At 66.6% G+C, this 19693-nt stretch carries 17 protein-coding genes; 5 read left to right on the top strand and 12 right to left on the bottom strand.

The genetic code is table 11. The annotated features are described in order from the left end of the window. Positions 1 to 44: 44 nt before the first annotated feature. Positions 45 to 536 (bottom strand): FxsA family protein, encoded by a 492-nt coding sequence (locus tag G5A46_RS05065; RefSeq protein WP_163847891.1) that lies wholly within the window; start codon positions 534 to 536, stop codon positions 45 to 47. Between the two features lie 99 nt (positions 537 to 635). Between G5A46_RS05065 and G5A46_RS05060 the strand changes: the two genes are divergently transcribed. From G5A46_RS05060 to G5A46_RS05050, 3 genes are read left to right on the top strand one after another with little or no spacing between them, the layout of a single operon-like run. After that, positions 636 to 1298: a Tim44/TimA family putative adaptor protein gene (locus G5A46_RS05060; RefSeq protein ID WP_163847890.1), complete on the top strand. Its 663-nt coding sequence runs from the start codon at positions 636 to 638 to the stop codon at positions 1296 to 1298. Beyond that, positions 1295 to 2323, top strand: coding sequence for a murein transglycosylase A (mltA, locus tag G5A46_RS05055; protein WP_163847887.1), 1029 nt, complete (start codon positions 1295 to 1297; stop codon positions 2321 to 2323). The genes G5A46_RS05060 and mltA overlap by 4 nt, the downstream gene beginning before the upstream one ends. Then, the gene (locus G5A46_RS05050) at positions 2320 to 2901 is read left to right on the top strand and encodes a Smr/MutS family protein (protein ID WP_163847885.1); all 582 of its coding nucleotides are present in this window, start codon (positions 2320 to 2322) and stop codon (positions 2899 to 2901) included. The genes mltA and G5A46_RS05050 overlap by 4 nt, the downstream gene beginning before the upstream one ends. Here G5A46_RS05050 and hslU read toward each other — a convergent pair. The 3 genes from hslU to hslV are packed head-to-tail and all read right to left on the bottom strand — an operon-like array spanning position 2898 to position 5844. After that, positions 2898 to 4208: an ATP-dependent protease ATPase subunit HslU gene (gene hslU, locus G5A46_RS05045; protein ID WP_163847883.1), complete on the bottom strand. Its 1311-nt coding sequence runs from the start codon at positions 4206 to 4208 to the stop codon at positions 2898 to 2900. The genes G5A46_RS05050 and hslU overlap by 4 nt on opposite strands. Then, the gene (locus tag G5A46_RS05040; RefSeq protein WP_163847881.1) at positions 4205 to 5293 is read right to left on the bottom strand and encodes a hypothetical protein; all 1089 of its coding nucleotides are present in this window, start codon (positions 5291 to 5293) and stop codon (positions 4205 to 4207) included. The genes hslU and G5A46_RS05040 overlap by 4 nt, the downstream gene beginning before the upstream one ends. Then, complete coding sequence (gene hslV / locus G5A46_RS05035; RefSeq protein ID WP_163847878.1) at positions 5290 to 5844, bottom strand: ATP-dependent protease subunit HslV; 555 nt, start codon at positions 5842 to 5844, stop codon at positions 5290 to 5292. Before hslV ends, G5A46_RS05040 begins: the two co-directional genes overlap by 4 nt. A 139-nt stretch (positions 5845 to 5983) precedes the next feature. On the opposite strand from hslV, the gene G5A46_RS05030 reads away from it, so the two are divergent. Beyond that, positions 5984 to 6865, top strand: coding sequence for a hypothetical protein (locus tag G5A46_RS05030; RefSeq protein WP_163847876.1), 882 nt, complete (start codon positions 5984 to 5986; stop codon positions 6863 to 6865). A gap of 106 nt (positions 6866 to 6971) precedes the next feature. Here the strand turns inward: G5A46_RS05030 and trxA are convergent, their stop codons facing one another. The 8 genes from trxA to regB form a co-directional block, all read right to left on the bottom strand. Then, on the bottom strand, positions 6972 to 7292 hold the full coding sequence (gene trxA, locus G5A46_RS05025; protein WP_163847875.1) for a thioredoxin: 321 nt from the start codon (positions 7290 to 7292) through the stop codon (positions 6972 to 6974). A gap of 58 nt (positions 7293 to 7350) precedes the next feature. Next, positions 7351 to 10719, bottom strand: a complete 3369-nt coding sequence (gene addA / locus G5A46_RS05020) for a double-strand break repair helicase AddA (RefSeq protein ID WP_163847873.1) — start codon at positions 10717 to 10719, stop codon at positions 7351 to 7353. Continuing rightward, positions 10716 to 13646: a double-strand break repair protein AddB gene (gene addB, locus G5A46_RS05015; RefSeq protein ID WP_163847871.1), complete on the bottom strand. Its 2931-nt coding sequence runs from the start codon at positions 13644 to 13646 to the stop codon at positions 10716 to 10718. Before addB ends, addA begins: the two co-directional genes overlap by 4 nt. After that, positions 13639 to 14325 (bottom strand): nucleotidyltransferase family protein, encoded by a 687-nt coding sequence (locus G5A46_RS05010; RefSeq protein WP_163847869.1) that lies wholly within the window; start codon positions 14323 to 14325, stop codon positions 13639 to 13641. The genes addB and G5A46_RS05010 overlap by 8 nt, the downstream gene beginning before the upstream one ends. After that, on the bottom strand, positions 14301 to 15308 hold the full coding sequence (locus G5A46_RS05005) for an aminoglycoside phosphotransferase family protein (RefSeq protein WP_163847867.1): 1008 nt from the start codon (positions 15306 to 15308) through the stop codon (positions 14301 to 14303). Before G5A46_RS05005 ends, G5A46_RS05010 begins: the two co-directional genes overlap by 25 nt. Then, a complete protein-coding gene (gene tsaE / locus G5A46_RS05000; protein ID WP_163847865.1) occupies positions 15301 to 15780 on the bottom strand; it encodes a tRNA (adenosine(37)-N6)-threonylcarbamoyltransferase complex ATPase subunit type 1 TsaE in 480 nt (159 codons plus the stop codon). Before tsaE ends, G5A46_RS05005 begins: the two co-directional genes overlap by 8 nt. Before the next feature lie 37 nt (positions 15781 to 15817). Continuing rightward, entirely contained in the window at positions 15818 to 17398 is a 1581-nt protein-coding gene (locus G5A46_RS04995) for a PAS-domain containing protein (RefSeq protein WP_163847863.1), read from the bottom strand. Positions 17399 to 17511: 113 nt separating this feature from the next. Next, a complete protein-coding gene (gene regB, locus G5A46_RS04990; RefSeq protein ID WP_163847861.1) occupies positions 17512 to 18909 on the bottom strand; it encodes a sensor histidine kinase RegB in 1398 nt (465 codons plus the stop codon). A 232-nt stretch (positions 18910 to 19141) separates the two neighbouring features. On the opposite strand from regB, the gene G5A46_RS04985 reads away from it, so the two are divergent. Then, entirely contained in the window at positions 19142 to 19690 is a 549-nt protein-coding gene (locus G5A46_RS04985; RefSeq protein WP_163847859.1) for an ActR/PrrA/RegA family redox response regulator transcription factor, read from the top strand. Positions 19691 to 19693 lie beyond the last annotated feature (3 nt).

The following is a 19693-nucleotide window of genomic DNA, read 5'->3' as shown; positions in this document are numbered from 1 at the left end:
CTCAACTGCGCGATGGGTCACGCAACGTCATCGTCAGGTCGGTTTCAGTGCTTTGTCCAGCCCGAGGGTCGGTGAGTCGCCGTTTTGGGCGGATCGACCTCGGTATATTCCCCCTCAAGGATGTCGGGACGTGTGGGCCGGGCGTCCCGGTAGGGCCCCCGCGCCGTGGGGCCGGCGGAAAATCCCTGCACCCGGATGCGTTTGCGCAGCCAGTGGAATGCCACTTTGCGGAAGGCTGGCGTCAGCAGGGCAAAGCCCACGACGTCGGTGAAGAAGCCCGGCGTCAACAAAAGTGCCCCGGCCAGCAGGATCATCGCCCCGTCGGCCAGCGGTTCGGACGGATCGTTGAGCGTGCCGAAACTCTGGCGGATGCGGTTCATCGCCAGCGCACCCTGCGCGCGCACCAGCCAGGTGCCCAGGATTGCGGTCACCAGCACGATGGCCAGGGTCCAGCCCAGGCCGATCACGCCACCGACCTGAATGAACAGGGCAATCTCGATCATCGGGATCGCAATGAATGCAAACAGAAGCCACATGAACGTCATCTCCTTCCGGCGCTGGTAGACTTGAGTGCGCCCAGCACCTACATAAGAGCGAGCAAGACGCATTACCATGTTGCCGGCAAAGAGGTGCTCATGAACTCTCCCATTCTACAGCTTCTCGTTCTGGCGGGGATCGCCGTATTCCTGATCCTCCGGCTTCGGAATGTTCTGGGCACGCGCGAAGGTTTCGAAAAACCCCCCGTCGCGAACGAGGAACCGCGCCAGATGCCCCGTGATCACGGGTTCGAGGTGATCGAGGGCGGCCCCGATCCCGACATTACCGACCACGTCGCCGAAGACAGCCCCGCCGCCCGCGCCCTGGCGGAGATGAAGGCGGTGGAACCCTCGTTCAACGTCACCGAATTCCTGGCCGGTGCGCGCGGCGCCTACGAGATGATCCTCATGGGGTTCGAGCGTGGCGACCTGGCGGAGATCAAACCGTTCCTGGATCAGGAGGTCTACGCCAGCTTTGCGGAGGTGGTTGAAGCGCGCGAACGTGACGGTCTGAAAATCGAGGCGGAGTTCGTCGGTGTGCGCGACATGAAGTTGATCGACGTGAACTTCTACCCCCAGGACAACCTGGCAGAGCTGACGGTTCGGTTCACCGGGCAGCTGACCTCGGTCGTGCGCGACCGCGCCGGCGAGATCATCGAAGGCGTGCCGGGCGAGATCAAGACACAGCGCGACAGTTGGACCTTTGCCCGCCACATGGGCGAGGACGACCCCAACTGGCAGCTTGTCGCCACGGGCGAATGATCCGGGCGGCGGCGCTGGCTCTGACCCTTGCCGGGTCCGTGGCAGAGGCCGCCGAGACGACGTATTCCGTCCTGTCGTTCAAGGATCTTGTCGGTTGGCCGACAGATGACCACGACGCCGCGCTGAAGGTCTTTCTGAAGACCTGCGGCGACATGAAAGACCCCGATTGGCAGGCCATCTGCAAGGTCGCCGCCAATCAGCCGGCTGGGCGGACGTTCTTCGAATTGTTCTTTACGCCGGTTCTGATTCAGGACGGCACCCCGGCGCTGTTCACCGGCTATTTCGAACCGGAATTGCGCGGCTCCCTCACCCCTACGGATGAATATCGGTATCCCGTCTATGCCATGCCCCCGGAGGCGCGGGGCAGCGGGGTCTGGCTATCGCGGCGCCGTATCGAAGAGGATCTGCCTCTGGCCGGGCGCGGGCTGGAAATTGCCTGGGTGGATGATCCGGTGGAATTGTTCTTCCTTCAGATCCAGGGCTCCGGGCGTGTGCTGTTGCCGGACGGCTCGCATCTGCGGTTGGGTTTTGCCGGGTCGAACGGGCACAAGTACCGGTCCATCGGTGTCGAGCTTGTCCGCCGCGGCATCTACGACCAGCACCAGGTATCCGCCCAGGTGATCCGCAACTGGGTTCGGCGGAATCCGGTCGAAGGCGCGGAATTGTTGAAACATAATCCCGGCTACGTGTTCTTTCGCGAGGTGCGCGATGTCTCTCCCGAGGAAGGGCCGAAAGGCGCGATGAACCGGTCCATCACCGAGGGACGCACCGTCGCGATCGACCCGGCCTATATCCCGCTGGGCGCGCCGGTCTGGGTTGAGAAACAGGGCAACCGCAAACTGTTGCGCCTGATGATCGCGCAGGATACCGGGTCCGCGATCAAGGGACCGCAGCGTGCCGATATCTTCACCGGCACCGGCCATCATGCCTGGCGACAAGCTTCCCGGATGAAGGACGGCGGGCGCATGGTGGTCCTTATGCCGATCCAGCGGGCCTATGCGATGATGACGGAACTGACAGAATGAACCGGCGCCTGACTTCGGATGAGCTTGACCTCTGGCGCAAGGTGGCAGAGCGGACGGAGCGCCTGCACGACAGCACCTCGCGGGAGGTCGCGCGCCCCGCGCCCAAAGCTCCCACCTTGCGCCGTCGAGAGGCCGTGCCGCAGGACATGCGCATCGGCAAACAGGTGAAATCCCCCGCCCCCGCGCATGATCTACAGGCGGAGTTGACGGAAAGACTGCACGGCCTCCCCCTGCGGATGGACCGGAAACTGCACGGCCGGATGACCCGAGGCAAGCTTGCGCCCGAGGCCCGGATCGACCTGCATGGCATGACCACGGACCGCGCCCATACCGCGCTGCGGGGGTTCGTCCTGCGCTGCGCGCGGGAGGGGATGCGGCTGGTTCTGGTGATCACCGGCAAGGGGCGGGACGAGGCCGGCACGAACATCATTCCCGACCGCAAGGGGGTGCTGCGCCACCAGGTGCCACAATGGCTGTCCTTGCCGCCATTGTCACATCTGGTCCTTCAGATCACCCCGGCCCACCGCAAGCACGGCGGGCACGGGGCCTATTACGTCTATCTCACGCGCAATCGCTAAAGCACGTAGCGGCTGAGATCGGCAGAGGCGGCAAGTTCGCCCAGATTTTCCTGCACGAAGGCCTCGTTGACCTCCACCGTCTGCCCGCCCCGGTCAGGCGCGGCAAAGGACAGTTCTTCGAACACCCGTTCCATCACGGTATAAAGCCGCCGGGCGCCGATGTTCTCCACGCTCTGGTTGACCTCCGCCGCGATGCGGGCCAGCGCGGCAATGCCATCGTCGGTAAAGGTGACTGTTACCTCTTCGGTACCCATCAGGGCGGTGTATTGCCGGGTCAGCGCGTTGTCCGTCTCGGTCAGGATGCGGACGAAATCGGCTTCGGTCAGGGGTTTGAGTTCCACCCGGATCGGCAGGCGACCCTGCAATTCCGGCAGCAGATCGGAGGGTTTGGCAATGTGGAACGCCCCGGAGGCGATGAACAGGATATGATCCGTCTTCACCGGCCCGTACTTGGTCGAGACGGTCGTGCCCTCGATCAGCGGCAGCAGGTCGCGCTGCACCCCCTCGCGGGAGACGTCGCCGCCACGGGCATCGGTGCGGGCACAGACCTTGTCGATCTCGTCCAGGAAGACGATGCCGTTTTCCTCCACCGAACGCAGGGCGGCGCGGTGGACCGTCTCGTCGTCCAGCAGCTTGTCGGCTTCCTCGCCGATCAGCATGTCATGGCTTTCGGCGACGGTCAGTTTCTTGCGGACGGTGCGCCCGCCGAAGGCCTTCCCGAATAGATCGCCAAGATTCATCATCCCCATCTGACCACCGCCGGGCTGGCCCGGCACATCCATCATCGACAGCGGGTTGGAGGTGTCGGCCACGTCCAGCTCGATGATGGTGTCGTCCAACTCTCCGCTGCGCAGCTTCTTGCGGAACATCTCCCGCGTGCCTTCGCGGGCGTCTTCTCCGGCGATGGCAGTGATCACGCGATCTTCGGCGGCGGCATGGGCGCGGGTCTTCACGTCCTCGCGCATGTGGTCGCGGGTCATGGCGATGGCGGCATCCACCAGATCGCGCACGATCTGTTCGACATCCCGTCCGACATAACCGACCTCGGTGAACTTGGTCGCCTCGACCTTGAGGAACGGCGCGCGGGCCAGTTTCGCCAGGCGGCGGGAGATTTCGGTTTTCCCGACGCCGGTCGGGCCGATCATCAGGATGTTCTTGGGATACACCTCGTCGCGCAGGTCATCGGCCAGCTGCTTGCGCCGCCAGCGGTTGCGCAGGGCTACGGCCACGGCACGTTTCGCGTCCTTCTGGCCGATGATGAAACGGTCGAGTTCCGAGACGATCTCGCGGGGGGTCAGGTCGGTCATGAGAGCCTTTCCAGATGTGCGGGGGGAAGAAAGGCGCGGAACCGGCCCAGGGGCAGCCGGGTGACCAGCATACCGCGGAACCGGGCCCAGTTCGCGCCAAGAAGAACAAGAGCCACGCCAAGGCCCAGGATGACCCAGGCGGCCAGCTCGCCGTTTGTGTCGGGCGACAGCGTGACGATCACGCCCACCACATAGGTGATCGCGGCCAGAAGAAACGATCGCCGGTCGATCAGCACCGCCACCAGCGCAAAAAACGCCATGACGATCATCAGCACGGTGCGGGTGCCAGCCGCGTCGCTGGACAGGACCGAAAGGGCGACGGTGTTGATGATCATCGGGGCGGCCACCAGGTGCAGCCAGAACCCCTGTGCCGCGCGGCGGGTGACGCGGTGCGGATCGCTGGCGTCGAACCGCATCGCCACGGCAAAGGTCAGCAGCCCCAGCACCAGCGTGATCCAGCCAAAGCCGCCGGCGTTGGACAACAGGAAGATATCGGTCAGATCCTCCGGCGTGCCGACCCGCGTGGCCACCGCCAGCTGCGCGATGGCAAACAGCCCCACGGCCACGACCGCCAGCGCAAAGGGCACGCGGAACCGCAGCCAGTAGACCAGCACTGCCGCCATGGCCAGAAGGCCCGGCGCGATGAAGCTTTCGTAATCGCGCAGCGCCACTGACAGGATGCCAGACAGCCAGTTGCCGAAGCCGAACACCGCGACGGTGGTGAACATCAGCGTCAACAGGATCGCGGGGCCGATCATGCGGCGGCGGCGGATGAAATATTCCGACAGCGCCCAGACCAAAGCGCCGGACAGCACGCTGATCACCAGCAGCACGACCCGCAGGTCATCCAGGTTGTCACCGACGATGACGCCGACGGTGGCGGTGTACCCGGCGGCCAGGATCAGCAGGCCGACGATGATGAAGATCTCGTTGAAGCCGCGAAACAGCTCGAACGGTTCATCGCCGGGGTCCAGCCCCTCCCGCGCGCCGGTGCGGCTGTGTGCCAGCGCGGTCAGCGCTGCGGCCTGGCGCTCGGACAGGACGCCGGCCGCGACAGCGGCGCGGATGTCATCGGTTCCGATCACGCGATGGATTCCACGATGACATTGCCATTGGTGAACACGCAGATATCGGCAGCGATGGCCATGGCGCGGCGGGCAACCTCCTCGGCGTCGTGATCGCTGTCCATCAGGGCGCGCCCGGCGGCCAGCGCGTAGTTCCCGCCCGAACCGATGGCGATCACGTCATGTTCGGGTTCCAGCACATCGCCGGCGCCGGTGATGACATAAAGATCCTTGCCGTCCGAGACGATCAGCATCGCCTCCAGCTTTTGCAGGTACTTGTCGGTGCGCCAGTCCTTGGCCAGTTCCACGCTGGCGCGGGCCAGCTGTCCGGGCGTCGCCTCCAGCTTGGCTTCCAGCCGCTCCAGCAGGGTGAACGCATCGGCGGTGGACCCGGCGAATCCGGCCACCACGTCATAGCCACCCGGCGACAGGCGGCGGACCTTGCGGGCGGTGCCCTTCATCACGGTATTGCCGACGGACACCTGCCCGTCTCCTGCGATCACGACACGCCCGCCCTTGCGGACTCCGATGATCGTCGTCCCGTGCCATCCGGGAAAGTCGTTGTCGGCCATTGTGATCCTCCTGTGTTGGGGTGGTATATGCGGTGCCGGTCCGGGGCGGACAAGGGCGCGTCGGCTCGGCCGGGCGTCTCGCCGCTTGTCCGGACGGTTCCCGCGACGTAGCATTTGTTGCATGGCCGAGTACCGGGAAATGAACATCTATCTGGATCCGCCGCTGCTGGCTTCGGCGCGCGCGGGGGCGCATAATTTCCTGTACCTCCTGCGGCGCACGTTGGAAGGGCACGGCTACGAGGTGGAATTCCACCCCACCGGCAGCGAAATGCGCAGCCTGGCGCCGCGCCGGCCGGGATTTGCGATGTTTCACATGGAACATCCGACCCATTCGCGCGCCTTCACTTTCCGCCGGGTCTACCAATATCCGTTCTGGACGATCGAGACCGACGCCGCGCGCTGGAACTGGAACGTCGCGCTTGCGGATTTCTCCAGCGCCCGGATCCCGGACGATGCGGCCAGCAAGTTCATGCACCGCTGGCAGACCCGCCTTTACGGCGCGCGCGCTCTTCACGCCCGGCGCAACGGATTCGTCTACGTGCCGCTGCAAGGCCAGTTGCTGCGCCGCAGATCGTTTCAGAGCGCCTCGCCGCTGGAGATGCTGAAACGTACGCTGGAACAGGAGGACCGACGCAAGATCCTGGCCACGCTCCACCCCAAGGAGATCTACCACCCGGAGGAGCTTCAGGCGCTGGAGGCCCTGTCCGGCGAGCAGCCGCGCCTGCGGATCGTGCGCAGCGAGATGGTGGAGATGCTGGAGGGCTGCGACTACGTCGTCACCCAGAATTCCAGCGCGGCCTTCGCGGCGATGTTCTTTGGCAAGCCTTCGCTGCTGTTCGCGCGGTCGGATTTCCATCACATAACGCTGGGGCCGGATGATTTCGACCGCATCGCCAGCCATGTGCCGGATTACGCCGGATATGTCTGGTGGTTCTGGCAGCACATGTCGATCAACGCCGGACGCCCGGAGGCAGAGGAAAAGATCGCCGCCGCGCTGCGCCGCTGCGGAATGGAGCTCTGACGCGCCCGCAGGCCGGGCCACGCCCCAGGGCCGTCCGCCATGCAGAAGGGGCGCCCGGTTGGACGCCCCCTGAAACCTCGATCCGGCGATCCGGCGATCTGACGGATCAGATGCTGTCTTCGATCCAGCTTTGCAGCGCGGCTTTGGGTGCGGCGCCACTGCGGTTGGAGATGATCTCGCCGTCCTTGAAGATGAACAGCGCCGGGATGCCGCGCACGCCCATGGACATGACGGTGTTGGGGTTGCTGTCGGCGTCGACCTTCACGATCTTGACCTTGTCGGCCAACTCGTCGGACAGTTCTTCCAGCGCGGGGCCGATCTGCTTGCACGGGCCGCACCATTCGGCCCAGACATCGACCAGCACGGGCTTGTCTGCTTGCTTAACTTCGGCATCGAAGGTGTCATCGGTTACGGCGACGGTGGCCATGGGAATTCTCCAGTCAGCGTGTGTCAGGGCCTGAAGGTATGGGCGCCTCTGGCCGGGGTCAAGGCAGCCGCGCCTCGCGAAGCGCGGCGGTCACAAGATCGTGCGGCAGCTCCATCAACGTGCCAGTGGCGGTCCACAGGATCGCCGTGTCTATGCGCTGGCCGGGATAGATCTGCGCCAGCATCGCGGCATAGGCTCCCATCTGGCGCAGCAGCCCTGCGGGCACGGCCTCGGGCGTGCCGGGGACCACGGCGTTGGTCTTGAAATCGACAGCCAGAACGTGGCCGTCGCCGGGGATCAGCAGGTCGATCACGCCGTGCAATCGGGCGCCACCCAGTTCGTCCAGCGCGGCGGTCACCGGGATTTCCCCCAGCGCGCTGCCATCGAACAACGGGCGCAGCGCCGGGCGCTCCAGCAACTCAAGCGCCTGCCGGGTGATCTCCTGCGCCTCGGCCGGGTCTGCCACCGGGTCGCGGACCAGCAAACGCGCGGCCAGGTCGGCCCGGGTTTCAGGTGCAGCGGCAGGCAGGTGTTCCAGCAGCAGGTGCATCATGGCGCCGCGACGCAGCGCGATGGCCTCCTCCTGCCCGGCCTCCCCCGGCAGGGCCTTGGCCCCGCCCAGGTCCGACGGGCTGACCGTCACCGGGCGCGGTGGCGCGGGCGGCGGGGTGCTGTGGGTCCAGTCAGGCGGCGTGACCTGCGTGGCCGGCCGGGCCACCGCATCGGGCGGTATGGTGCCGTGCCAATCGCCCGTCTCGATCCGCAGGCCGGGGCCAGTGGGCGTGTCCACCCGGATCGCCCCCTGTGCCTTCATCGCCTCCTCGATCCGGCTGTACCAATCGTCGCCGTCTTTCCCCAGCTTGCCGGCAGCGGCGACGATCAGCCACGATTCCGCTCGCGTCATCGCGACATAGAGCAGCCGATCGCGTTCTTCCTCCATCCGGGCGATGTGGCGGGCGCGCAGTTCCTGGTAGGCCTCGGGCGCCTGGGCGGAGGGGACGGACCACAGCGCCACGTCATCGGCGGGCACCACCGCGCTGTCATAGCGGGTGGCGCGGTCATAGGTGTCGGGCAGGATCACCACCGGGGCTTCCAACCCCTTGGCGCCGTGAACGGTCATCACGCGGATCTGGTTGGCGGCGGAATCGACCTCCCGCTTGATCTCCGTCTCGTCGCTTTCCATCCAGACCAGGAAGCCGGTCAGGCTGGGAATTTCCGTCCGCTCGTAGGCCAGCGCCTGGTCCAGCAGGGCGTCGATGCCGTCTTCGGCCTCCTCCCCCAGGCGGCGCAGGAACTTCAGTCGCCCGTCATGGCGGATCAGGACGCGCGACAGCAGGTCGTAGGGGCGCAGATAATCCACCTGTTCACGCAGATCGCGCAACGCGGCCACGGTGGCGGGGAACTCTGCCTCCCGCCGCACCAGCTCGGGCCACAGGCGCGGGCCGGCACGGTCATGGGCCAGGTCATAAAGCCCCCGCTCTCCCCAGTTGAACAGAGGCGATTTCAGCACCACTGCCAGCGAGAGGTCGTCCTCTGGCAAGGCAAGAAAGGACAGCAGCGCCGTCAGGTCGCGTACCGCCAGCTCTCCGCCGACCTTCAGCCGGTCGGCGCCCGCGATGGGCAGGCCCTGCTCCTTGCAGGCGCGAATGATCTCGGGAAAGATCCCGTTTCTGCCCCGGACCAGGATCATCACGTCGCCGGGTTCGACGCGGCGTTGGATATACGTTCCCGTATGGCCGATCTCGGCGGGGATGGTGCCGGTTTCGATCATCTCCCCGATGCGGGTGGCCAGGGCGCGGGCCAGAATGACATTGTGATGATCCTGGCCCACACGGTCGACGGGATCGTACCAATCGCCGGGGTCGTCCTCCGTCACCGGTTCGACATGACCCCACAGATCGACGCGGCCGGGCATCCGGTCCTTGAATGCGCGGTGGGTCTGGGTAGGGCTGAACCCGGCATCGGCGCGCCCTTCGAACACCCGGTCCACCAGCGACAGCACGGCGGAGGAGGAGCGGAAGGAATATTCCAGTTCAAGCCGTTGCAGGTCACGGCCGACATCGGCCAGCCGCTGGCCGAATTCCTCCTGCATGCGAATGAACTCCGCCGGATCGGCCCCCTGGAAGGAATAGATCGACTGTTTCGTGTCGCCGACCACGAACAGGGTGCGCGTCACCTCGTCCCGCGCGCCCTGCCCGGTGGTGAATTCGCGGGCCAGCAATTCGATCACCTGCCATTGCACGGGCGAGGTATCCTGCGCCTCGTCCAGCAGGATGTGATCGATCCCCCCATCCAGCCGGTAGAGCACCCAGGCCGAGACCGCCGGATCGGTCAGCAGATCCCGTGTCTTGAAGATCAGGTCGTCGAAATCCAGCCACCCGCGCAGCAGCTTCGCCTGCGCATAACGGTCCAGGAAATCGCGGGCAAAGGCGTTCAGAACCTCTGCCCGATCGATGGCCCGGACGGATTTCATCCGGTCGGACGCGACAAAGAGGCGCTGGGCAAAATCGTCGTACCATTCGATCAGTGCGGGATTGTCGTCGCGCACGCCCTTGGTCGGGAATTTCTTGCGCACCGTGCCGGCGGTGGTCAGGCACAGCTGTTGCGCCGTGTCGAACAGGGCGCGCGGATCGTCGGGCAGCAGGGCCAGCGGCGCGCCGGCCTTTTGATCCGTGGATTTGCTACTTTGGCGCAGAACCTCGCCCAGGCGGGTCATCGCCTCTGCGTCGCCGGGCTCGAACGCCTCTGCCAGAACGGCGGCGGTGTCGACATCCGGCCCCAGGTCGAAGACCGCGGCGATGCTGGCCCGGTCGCCGGACCCCCGAAACAGATCGCGCGACCCGGCAATCGTGGCGGTCAGCCGGTCCAGAGATGTCTCGGTGGAGCGCACGACCAGCGCGTCCAGCAGATGCGCGGTCTCTCCGCTGGCGATCTCGTCCACCACCTCGGCGCGCAGGTTGGCGGCGCTGCGGTCGTCCAGTTCGGTGAACTTGGGCGATACCCCGGCTTCCAGCGGGAAGCGGCGCAGCAGGGCAGAGCAGAAGGAATGAATGGTCTGGATCTTCAGCCCGCCGGGCGTCTCGATGGCGCGGGCGAACAGGGTGCGGGCATGGGCCAGGCGGGCGGCGTCGATGGTTTCCTCCTCCCCCAGCTGGGCAAGGGCGTCGCGCAGCGCAGGTTCAGGCAGCATCGCCCATTCCCCCAGCCGCCGGAACAGGCGGTTCTGCATCTCGCTTGCCGCCGCGCGCGTATAGGTCAGGCACAGGATGTTTTGCGGCGACACGCCCTGCAACAGCAGCCGCGCCACCCGGTCGGTCAGCACCCGCGTCTTGCCCGACCCGGCATTCGCCGACAGCCAGGTGGATCGGTCGGGCGCCGCGGCGGTGATCTGGCGCAGGGTGGCCTCGTCGCGCGGGATACCGGTCATGGCATGTCCTCCGGCTGGGGATCGTCGGTGTAATCCCATTCTCCGAACCGCGCGAGAAGATCGTAATCCCCCGCCGCCGCATCCCGTTTCATCGCGGCACGAGAGGTATAGCCGCGTTCCGGCTGCAACCAGGCTGTGATCAGGCGGGTCAGCTCCTCCCAGGCCTGCCCGGGGGGCACGTCCTCCAGCGGCACGGGCACTTCCTTGGGGTCGTTCGACAGTTGGATATAGATCGCCTCCGCCACGGCCATCGGCCCCATCCTGGCAAATCCAGCGCGTTCGGCGATCGCGGCCTCCAGCAGCAATTGCTTGGCAAAGAACTTCTGCTCCTTGGCGCTGGGCGCGCTGCCGGTCTTGTAGTCATAAAGCCGGTAGCGCCCGTCGCGGTCGCGATCCACGCGGTCGGCCTTGGCCGTCAGGGTAAATCCGAGGGATGGGATTTCCGCCCTGCCCTCCGCCTCAGGGCTGGTCAGGTCAAGATGGGCCTGCCGGTTGTCCTCCCGCTCGCAGAACCATTCGGCGATGCGCGCGATCCGGGAGTGCCACAGCAGCCGCGCCTCCGTCCAGGGGACCAGATCGGACAGCACCTGCGCCGCGACATCGGTCAGCGCCTCGGGGGTGTTGGGCAATGTGCCGTCCTGCAATCCTTTCACGAAGGTTTCAAACACCTCATGCGCGATGATCCCGCGCAGCCGCGCATCCGGCGCCTTCATCAGCGGATCCAGCGGGCGAAGGCCGAGAATTTTCTTGGCGTAGATGGCATAGGGGTCGCGGATCAGCTTTTCGACCTCTGTCACCGACATCTTGCGCGGTCGCGCCGCCACCGGTGGGCGCGGCGACGGGCGCGGCGCGGGTTGCGGCGGTCCGGCATCTTCCAACCGGCGCGCCAAGGCCAGCCATTCGGCCCCGCGCGCGGTCATGTCGGCCCAGGCCTGCGGGCCAGCGGGGGGCAGGCCGGACATCAGGTTCTTCAGCCGGTTCAGCCAGCGGGAGGCAACGGTTTCCGCGCCCTCCGTCTTGGTCGCGCGGGTCAGCCAGACCTGGGGCGCGGCGACGGCCTGCTGGAAATCATGCGCCGACAGCCCGATCCGCCGATCCGGCAACAGCAGCCCTGCGGCCTTGCGCAACGGGCGGTTCAGCCACAGGTCCGGCGTTGGCGCCTCGGGCCAGCTGCCTTCGTTCAGTCCGGCCAGGATGACCAAACCGGCGCCCTGCACCCGCGCCTCAAGCGTGCCCCAGATCAGGATATCGGACCGGGGTTCCCCCGGTTTGCGCATGTCTTCGCCTGACAGGATGGCACCAAAGATCGCGTCGTAATCCCGTGCGGTGACGGTGCCGCCGTGATCGGCATCGAGCGCCAGGCGGGCAACGACATCCTGCGCCTTTTCCCCCCCGTCGCGGCGCCACATCGTGATCTCCGCATCCTCGGCACAGCCCCGCGTCAGGCGTTCGGCCAGTGCCACGTGGGTTGCCAGCCGCGTGGCCACAGGGCGGGTCTGCGCATCGCGCCGGTCCATCACGCAATCGGCCAGCCAATCGCACCATTGGCGGGCGTGGTCCGTCCCTTCGGCATGGGCGAACGCGTCCAGCGCGGCGCGGTCGGGGAAGGCAGGGCCGTGGCGGCGCAGGCGCAGTTCCAGCTGTGCGGTCAGCGCCAGATGCCGCCCCCGCTGGCCGCCGGAATGGCACAACGGGTGTTTCAGCAGGGTCAGCAGCCCCTCCGCCGTCAGATCCTCGATGAACAGCGCCCCGACATGGCGCAGGAACCGGCCTTGCGGGGTCAGGTGCAGCGGCTCGCCGGCGGAATCGTCGGCGACGATGCCCCAGCCGTCCAGCGCGGCTTCCACCTGACGGGTCAACATGCGGTTCGGGGTGATCAGCGCGGCGGTGCCGCCGTCCTCCACGGTTTTGCGCAGGCGCAGGGCGATGGCCTGGGCCTCCAACCGCATCGACGGCGCCTCGATCAGGGTGACATGTTCGGTCGCGGTGGCAAGTCCGTCCAGCGCGGGGCCCTCCGCCAGCCATTGATGCGTCACCGGCGCGGGGCGAAGCGCCAGAGATATCAGCCGGTTACGGTCTTGTGGCACCTCGCATTGCGCCCATGGCTTCACCTGGTCGGGGCGCAGTTCCAGATGTCGCGTCAGCCGCGCAAAGCGGAACTGGGGGTGATCCTCCCCCGTCAGCGCATCGTCCAGCCCGTCCCAGACCGCGGCCGGGAGGTCAAAGTCGAAACCGGGCAGAACCACCGCGCCCTGCGGCAGCCGTGCCACCGCCTGCATCAACATGTGCGTCGTCCCGCGTGAGCCGGTCGAACCGGCCAGGATCACCGGATGCTGCGGCGGCTGATCCTGCCAATGGGCGATCAGCCCGCTGACAAGCTTGCGGCTGCGCGCCTCCGGGTCAGGCAGATCCTCGCGCCCGGCCAGCTGGGTGACGATGGTCAGGAACCGCTGGGCGCGGACCCAATGGCCGGACTGGTCTTCGACGTCCAGCGCGGCGATGTCGCCGGGCGTCACCCCCTCCCCCTGCATTTCGTCCATCAGGGCGGCCAGGCTGTCGGCCAGGTCATACAGATGGGCGCGCGGTGCCAGGTCCGGCTCCGCTTCCAGCAACGCGCCGACCAGCTGCGCCAATTCCAGACGCCGCCGTATGGGTGACACGGCAGGCGGAACCGCAGCCGCCGCACCCCCGGCCAGTGCCAGGTCCGTTACCAGCATGATGCGCGGCAACAGGGCGGGCGGCCCCGCGTCGAACAGGGCGCGCAACCGCCGCGCCATCCGCCGGGTGTTCACGATCAGAACGGTGCGGCCGATCTCGTGCGGGGGGGCGTGGGCCAGCCTGTCGCGCAGTCCGTCGATCAGGGCGCGGGGGAAATCCGCGCCGGGTGGCAGGCCGAACAGGCGTGCCTGGTCGGTGGGGTCAAACATCGTTCAGCATCTCCTCCGCCAGGGAAATGCCGCCGGGATGGCCGACATCGCACCAGCGCCCGGGATAGGGCAACAGCCGCAGCCGATCCGCCGCGATCATCCGGTCCCACAGCAGGTTCAGGGAAAAGGCACCGGGCGGCATGTCGTGCAACAGGTCGGTGCGGATGATCTGCGCCCCGGAATAGATCAGCCCCGACCCACGCCGCACCCGCCCCTGCGGAGCAGAGATGAAATCCCCCTGCCCGCCATGACCCACAGCGTTCTGGGGCGGAATACCCAGCAGCAGCGCATCCATTCGTGCGCCGTCCCAAGCCTGCGCCAGCAATTCCAGCGGGGAGGGGCCGGACCAGACCGCGTCCGTGTTCATGGTAAAGACCGGACCATCCCCCAGTTGCGGCAAGGCATGGCGCAAGCCGCCGCCGGTATCCAGGATCTTGGGCTGTTCGACCAGCACGGGGATGCCGCGCGGCGACAGGTGGGCGACGATCTGGTCAGCGCGGTAATGGGCATTCGCCGCGATGCGCAGCCCCGTCATCCCGGCGGTCTGGGCCAGGGCATGGTCGATCAGCGCCTGCCCGGCCACCCGGATCAGGGGTTTGGGCCGCGTGTCGGTCAGTGGTCGCATCCGCGTGCCGAAGCCGGCCGCGAACAGCATCAATCCGCCCGGAATGTCCCGCATTTGTCTTTCAGCTCCGTCAATCGTTCCGGGGTGGGGGCGGCAAACCTGGCGCGCACCGCCGCGATCAGGTCGTCGAACCCGCCCCGGTCCAGGCAGCGCTCAAGATAGAAATGTACGCGCGGCAGGAACTCGACGTAATGCGGCTTGCCGTATTTCAGCGACAGGCGCGGGAACACGCCGTAGAGGCGCAGGGCCCGTTGCACGCCCATCAGCCAGTAACTTTCGCGAAACCTTTGCGCATCGACGCCGGTCGTCGCAATGTAGCGGTCGATCATCGCCGCCTCCACCGCCGGGGAGACGTCGCGGCGAGCGTCCTGTAGCAGCGACACCAGGTCATAGGCCGGGTAGCCGAGCATCGCGTCCTGGAAATCCAGCTGGCCGATGCGGGCGGGTCCGGTGCGATCGGGCAGCCACAGCAGGTTTTCCGCGTGGTAGTCACGCAGCACGAGGACCGAGGGCGGACCGGCGACGCGGTGGATCGTCTCGCGGACCAGCGCGCCAAAGGCCACGCGGTCCCCCGGCGCGGGGTCGCGCAGGTACCAATCATGCGGAAGACAGGCCATTTCCGCCATGAGATCAGGGCCATAGGGCTTCAGCCCGTCAGGCGGCGGGGCGCTGTGCAAATGGGCCAGCGCGTCCGTCGCGGCCGCATAGAGCGGCATTTCACGCTCCGGATCGGCGGCCACCACGCGGGCCAGCAGGTCATCGCCCAGATCCTCCAGCAACAGGAACCCGCGCGCGCTGTCCCGGGCCAGGATCCGCGGCGCCGACAGCCCGCGGCTCGTCAGGAATTCCGCGATCCGCACGAAGGGCCGGGTGTCCTCGCCGGTGTTTGGCGGGGCGTCCATCAGTACGGCGGTGCCGCCATCGGCCGCGAGCAGTCGGTCATAGCTGCGCAGGGAGGCATCGCCGGCCAGCCGCGTCACCCGCGCCGTGCCCCAACCCGCCTGCGTCAGGAAGTCGTGTTTCGCGGCCTCACGCATGGCGGGTCAGCTCCTTCAGCAGGGGGGTGTATCGGTGCGGTGCCGTCAGGGTCAGCTGCCGGGCGTCCGGGTCGCCGGGGGGGGGGCGCAAGGTCAGGGTCATGGCGTCGGCCGGGGCCAGATCGCCCAGCCGGTCGGGCCATTCCACCAGGCAGATGGCGGTGCGAAAGGCGTCTTCCAGCCCCAGTTCGATGACCTCCGCCGGGTCGGTCAGGCGGTAGAGATCCGCGTGCCAGATCGCGCCACTGTGCCCGTCGTATTCCTGCACCAGCGTGAAGGTGGGTGAGGGGATGTCCTCCGCTTCCGTCAGCAGGGTGCGGATCAGGCAGCGGGCGAAATGGGTTTTCCCGGCGCCGACATCCCCAACCAGCAGCAGGCAATCGCCAGGGCGCAGACGCGGCGCGATGCGGCGGGCCAGGTCGCAGGTGGCCGTTGCATCCGGCAGGTCGATCTGAAGGGTCGTTCGGCACATGGCCGGACCTTACCCCGACACCCCGCGCCTGCAAGTCCTATGAATGTTCGGCGCGGACAGGTTCCGGCAGGTGATGCACCGACCCGTCCTCCAGCACCTGCTCTGCCACGGTAAAGGTGACCATCGCGGCACCGCCCGACAGCGGGATCAGGCGGACCCGGATTTCGTTGCCCGAGTCGCCGACGACGGTGCCCGACCAATCCGACCGGATTGTCAGGGAATGCATCCGGGACACCAGTTCGGTCAGTACCTCGGGCGTGCGACAATGGTCGCGCCAGACGTCCAGCATGGCGCGCAGGGTGATGACCGGTCCGTCCACCGGTTGCGGCACGTCCCACAATTGCAGGAAGGCGTCGTTGCAATATCCCATCGTGCCATCTGCGGCAAAGACGGCGATGGCGTCGGCCATGGCGTCCAGTACCGATTGGCTGAGGGTCATCTGCTGGCGGAACTGGCGGGTCAGTGTGACCTCTGCGGTGATGTCATCGACCAGAAAGGCCAGCGCCCCGTTCGGATGCGGGCGTCCGATGACCCGGTAGGTGGCGCCGCTCGGAAGGCTCCACCGGTCCTCGTAGGTGCCCTTGGCCGCCGCGCTGGCGAGAGAGCGGAGATGCTCCCGCCAGCTGGAATAATTCTTCGGCTCCGGCATGATCTGCTTGTCCCGCAGCCGGTCAAACACATCGGTAAAGGTCGGGCGGGAGGCCATGAAATCCGCCGACAGCGTGGTCAAGTCGACCAGTGCGGGGTTGAACAGCATCAGCTCCCGCTCCCGGCTGAAGATCGCCAACCCGGTATCCAGCTGGGCAAAGGTTTTCGTCAGGGTCTGAACGAAATTCTGTTGCGTCCCCTCCGCCCGGATCTGGGCTGTCACGTCCTGCGCGGCGTAGTGCCAGCCTTGCGGTCCCGGGGTGCCGATCACGTCGTAGGTCTTTCCGGATTGCTGACCGCGCGGATCCAGCGGCGTCCGGTAGAGACGGGCCCGCGCCCGGCGCGGATCGGGCAGCGTTTGTTCGGGGCCATCCATCAGCGGCGGTTGGTCGCGATCGTGCATCACGGTTTCCAGTTGCTGATATTCCGCGTTGCGCCAATGTACCTGGCCCTGAGCATCCGTCTGCCAGACAGGAAACGGCAGATTGTCCAGCTGCGCGCGGCTGTCCATCACGGAGATCTCTCTGAGCCGCATCCGATGCGAGTCCAGCGGGGTGATCGGCGCGGCTTCGCGGAAATACAGGCTGACCACGTCGCCATCCCGGTCGATGCACAGGCGCGCCTGGTCGGTGGGCAGCCGGGCGCGCAGGTCGATCACCTCTTCCTCCGGAACGTCGGCGGGGGTGGCGGGCAGATCGGGAAACCGGGGGCGCAGCAGATCGGCCAGCCGGGACCAATCGTCGGCGCCGGTCGGGTGGGCCAGGGTTCCGGCCCAATCTTCCGGCACGATGACAAGTCGCGGACCGTTGAACCGGAACAGGACCATGCGTTCGGACACCGGCCGCGTCGGAGCGGTCCCGCCACCAAAGTTCCGGCCGCCGAAGATCAGGATGCCCGCCACGCATATCACCGTCAGAATGGAGCTGGCGACAAGGACGAGGATCAGTTCATGAAGATTATAGCCACTCATCTGAAAATCACTTTCTCGGCGGTGCTGCCTCCGCCTGAATTCCGACGATTACGCGGCAAGAACATTAATTAATTGTTAACACCCACTCGGGTAGTGAGACGGATTTTCGGTATTCAGACGGCAATCGGGCGATTTTCACCCAGGGCGGCCCGGTCCGCGGCGTCCTGCGCGGCGATCACGCGGCGGGGCCAGGTTACGGCGACGATGGCGCCCTGGCGTTCGGCCTGGTCGGACGGCGGGTCCGTACGGTCGTGTCCGTTGGCAAAGCTCAGCTCTGCCCCGGTCCGTTCCAGCAGCGTCTTGGCGATGAACAGACCCAGGCCCATCCCCTCGTATTCCGGTCGGGCGGAGCGGTCCAGATGCGCCCGCCTGCGGCGCACGAAGGGGTCGCCGATCCGACCGAAGATGTTCGGCGGATAGCCACGGCCGTCATCCATGATCCGCACGGAAATCATGCGGTCGTTCCAGCCGGTTTCGATCCAGACGTCGGCGCGCGCGAAATCCACGGCGTTCTGAACCAGGTTGCGCAGGCCATGTATGACCTCGGGCCGGCGCAGGATGGCGGGCGGGGCCTCTGCTTCGGGGGTGCCGGTTGCGGTCTCGAAACGAATGCGTTTGCCCCGGTTCATGTGGGGTTCCGCGGCTTCCTCCACCACGGCGGTCAGGGGGGCATGGCGCAGGTGGGGGTCGTCCTTTCCCGCCCGCCCCATGGAACGCAGGATATCGCGGCAGCGGTCGGCCTGACCCCGGATCAGCAGGGCATCTTCCTTCAGCTCTGGCCTGTCATCCAGTTCCTCTGCCAGCTCGGCCGAGGCAAGTTTGATCGTCGCCAGCGGTGTTCCCAGCTCATGCGCGGCGGCGGCCACCACGCCGCCCAGATCGGTCAGCTTCTGTTCTCGGGCCAGGGCCATCTGGGTCGCTTGGAGGGCGTCGGACATGGCGTGCATCTCTGTCGCGATCCAGCGCGAATAGATCCCCATGAAGATGACCGCGATGACGATGGCCAGCCAATTGCCGAAGACGAAAACATCGGCCATCCGCAATATCGCGCCGGCCTCGGTCTGCAGCGGCAGGTAGAACTGCGTCAGCAGCGTACAGATCACGATCGCCGAAGAGCCGACAAACATCGAGGATCGCGCCGACAGCGCCGCCGCCGAAACCGTGACCGGCCCCACGATCAGTATGGAGAACGGATTGTGCAGTCCGCCGGTCAGGTACAAGAGCACCGCAAGCTGCACCAGGTCGAACATGACCATCAGCAGGTTTTCCGCCTCCGACAGGCGCTTGTTCTCGGGAAAGATGACCTGCGCCACCAGGTTGCCGATGACGGAAATCCCCACGACAAAGAAGCACAGGCCATAGGCCAGTTGCAGATGGTAGACCTCGCCCGCGACCATCAGAGCGGTGAACTGGCCGCAAACGGCGCCCCACCGCAGCAGGATCATCGTGCGCAAGCGGATCCAGTTGCCGCGATCGCGGCCCTTGATGACGGGGAAATCTGTCTCGGCCATGTGATCGCATCCGGGGCTGGGGTCGGGCAGGATGCAGCCTAGGCGCGGCGCGGGCCACAGGCAACAAGGGGGCGGTCAGCGTGACGCCGGACCGCACCGGCCTGTGACCGCAGACCGCATTGCCTGCCGACATGCGCACCGTAGATGAAGATGCACCACAGGCGAAGGTTTGACGCGGCATTCCCGTGGACCTAAGACAGAAGGGCCTGCGGGCCAGCGCAAAGGAGAAGCCATGAGCGACGAGATCGATCTGGGTGAGGACCGAAGCCTGCTTCTCATCGACGATGACGAGCCGTTCCTGCGCCGCCTGGCCAAGGCGATGGAGAAACGTGGCTTTGACGTGGAAACCGCAGGCTCCGTTGCGGCGGGTCGTGCCATCGCCACCGCCCGGCCCCCCGCCTATGCCGTCTGCGACCTGCGGCTGGAGGACGGCAACGGCCTGGACGTGGTGGAAGTCCTGCGCGAGAAGCGGCCCGATTGCCGCGTCGTCGTCCTGACCGGCTACGGCGCCATCGCCACCGCCGTCGCGGCAGTCAAGATCGGCGCCACCGATTACCTGTCCAAACCCGCCGACGCCAATGACATCATCAACGCCCTTCTGGCGCGCGGCGACGAATTGCCCCCGCCGCCGGAAAACCCGATGAGCGCGGATCGCGTACGTTGGGAACATATCCAGCGCGTCTACGAGCTGTGCGACCGCAACGTCAGCGAGACCGCCCGCCGTCTGAACATGCACCGCCGCACGTTGCAGCGCATCCTGGCCAAACGGTCCCCCCGCTGAACG

This window comes from Pseudooceanicola aestuarii, from assembly GCF_010614805.1.
Classification (GTDB): domain Bacteria; phylum Pseudomonadota; class Alphaproteobacteria; order Rhodobacterales; family Rhodobacteraceae; genus Pseudooceanicola; species Pseudooceanicola aestuarii.
This window is presented reverse-complemented; position numbering and strand designations above follow the sequence as displayed.

Excerpts from the sequence above, each read along its gene's own strand:
- addB (WP_163847871.1), bottom strand. The coding sequence starts at position 13,646 with ATGTTTGACCCCACCGACCAGGCACGCCTGTTCGGCCTGCCACCCGGC.
- tsaE (WP_163847865.1), bottom strand. The coding sequence starts at position 15,780 with ATGTGCCGAACGACCCTTCAGATCGACCTGCCGGATGCAACGGCCACC.
- mltA (WP_163847887.1), top strand. The coding sequence starts at position 1,295 with ATGATCCGGGCGGCGGCGCTGGCTCTGACCCTTGCCGGGTCCGTGGCA.
- G5A46_RS05065 (WP_163847891.1), bottom strand. The coding sequence starts at position 536 with ATGTGGCTTCTGTTTGCATTCATTGCGATCCCGATGATCGAGATTGCC.
- G5A46_RS04985 (WP_163847859.1), top strand. The coding sequence starts at position 19,142 with ATGAGCGACGAGATCGATCTGGGTGAGGACCGAAGCCTGCTTCTCATC.
- regB (WP_163847861.1), bottom strand. The coding sequence starts at position 18,909 with ATGGCCGAGACAGATTTCCCCGTCATCAAGGGCCGCGATCGCGGCAAC.
- G5A46_RS04995 (WP_163847863.1), bottom strand. The coding sequence starts at position 17,398 with ATGAGTGGCTATAATCTTCATGAACTGATCCTCGTCCTTGTCGCCAGC.
- addA (WP_163847873.1), bottom strand. The coding sequence starts at position 10,719 with ATGACCGGTATCCCGCGCGACGAGGCCACCCTGCGCCAGATCACCGCC.
- hslU (WP_163847883.1), bottom strand. The coding sequence starts at position 4,208 with ATGACCGACCTGACCCCCCGCGAGATCGTCTCGGAACTCGACCGTTTC.
- G5A46_RS05030 (WP_163847876.1), top strand. The coding sequence starts at position 5,984 with ATGAACATCTATCTGGATCCGCCGCTGCTGGCTTCGGCGCGCGCGGGG.
- G5A46_RS05060 (WP_163847890.1), top strand. The coding sequence starts at position 636 with ATGAACTCTCCCATTCTACAGCTTCTCGTTCTGGCGGGGATCGCCGTA.
- G5A46_RS05050 (WP_163847885.1), top strand. The coding sequence starts at position 2,320 with ATGAACCGGCGCCTGACTTCGGATGAGCTTGACCTCTGGCGCAAGGTG.
- G5A46_RS05010 (WP_163847869.1), bottom strand. The coding sequence starts at position 14,325 with ATGCGGGACATTCCGGGCGGATTGATGCTGTTCGCGGCCGGCTTCGGC.
- hslV (WP_163847878.1), bottom strand. The coding sequence starts at position 5,844 with ATGGCCGACAACGACTTTCCCGGATGGCACGGGACGACGATCATCGGA.
- G5A46_RS05005 (WP_163847867.1), bottom strand. The coding sequence starts at position 15,308 with ATGCGTGAGGCCGCGAAACACGACTTCCTGACGCAGGCGGGTTGGGGC.
- trxA (WP_163847875.1), bottom strand. The coding sequence starts at position 7,292 with ATGGCCACCGTCGCCGTAACCGATGACACCTTCGATGCCGAAGTTAAG.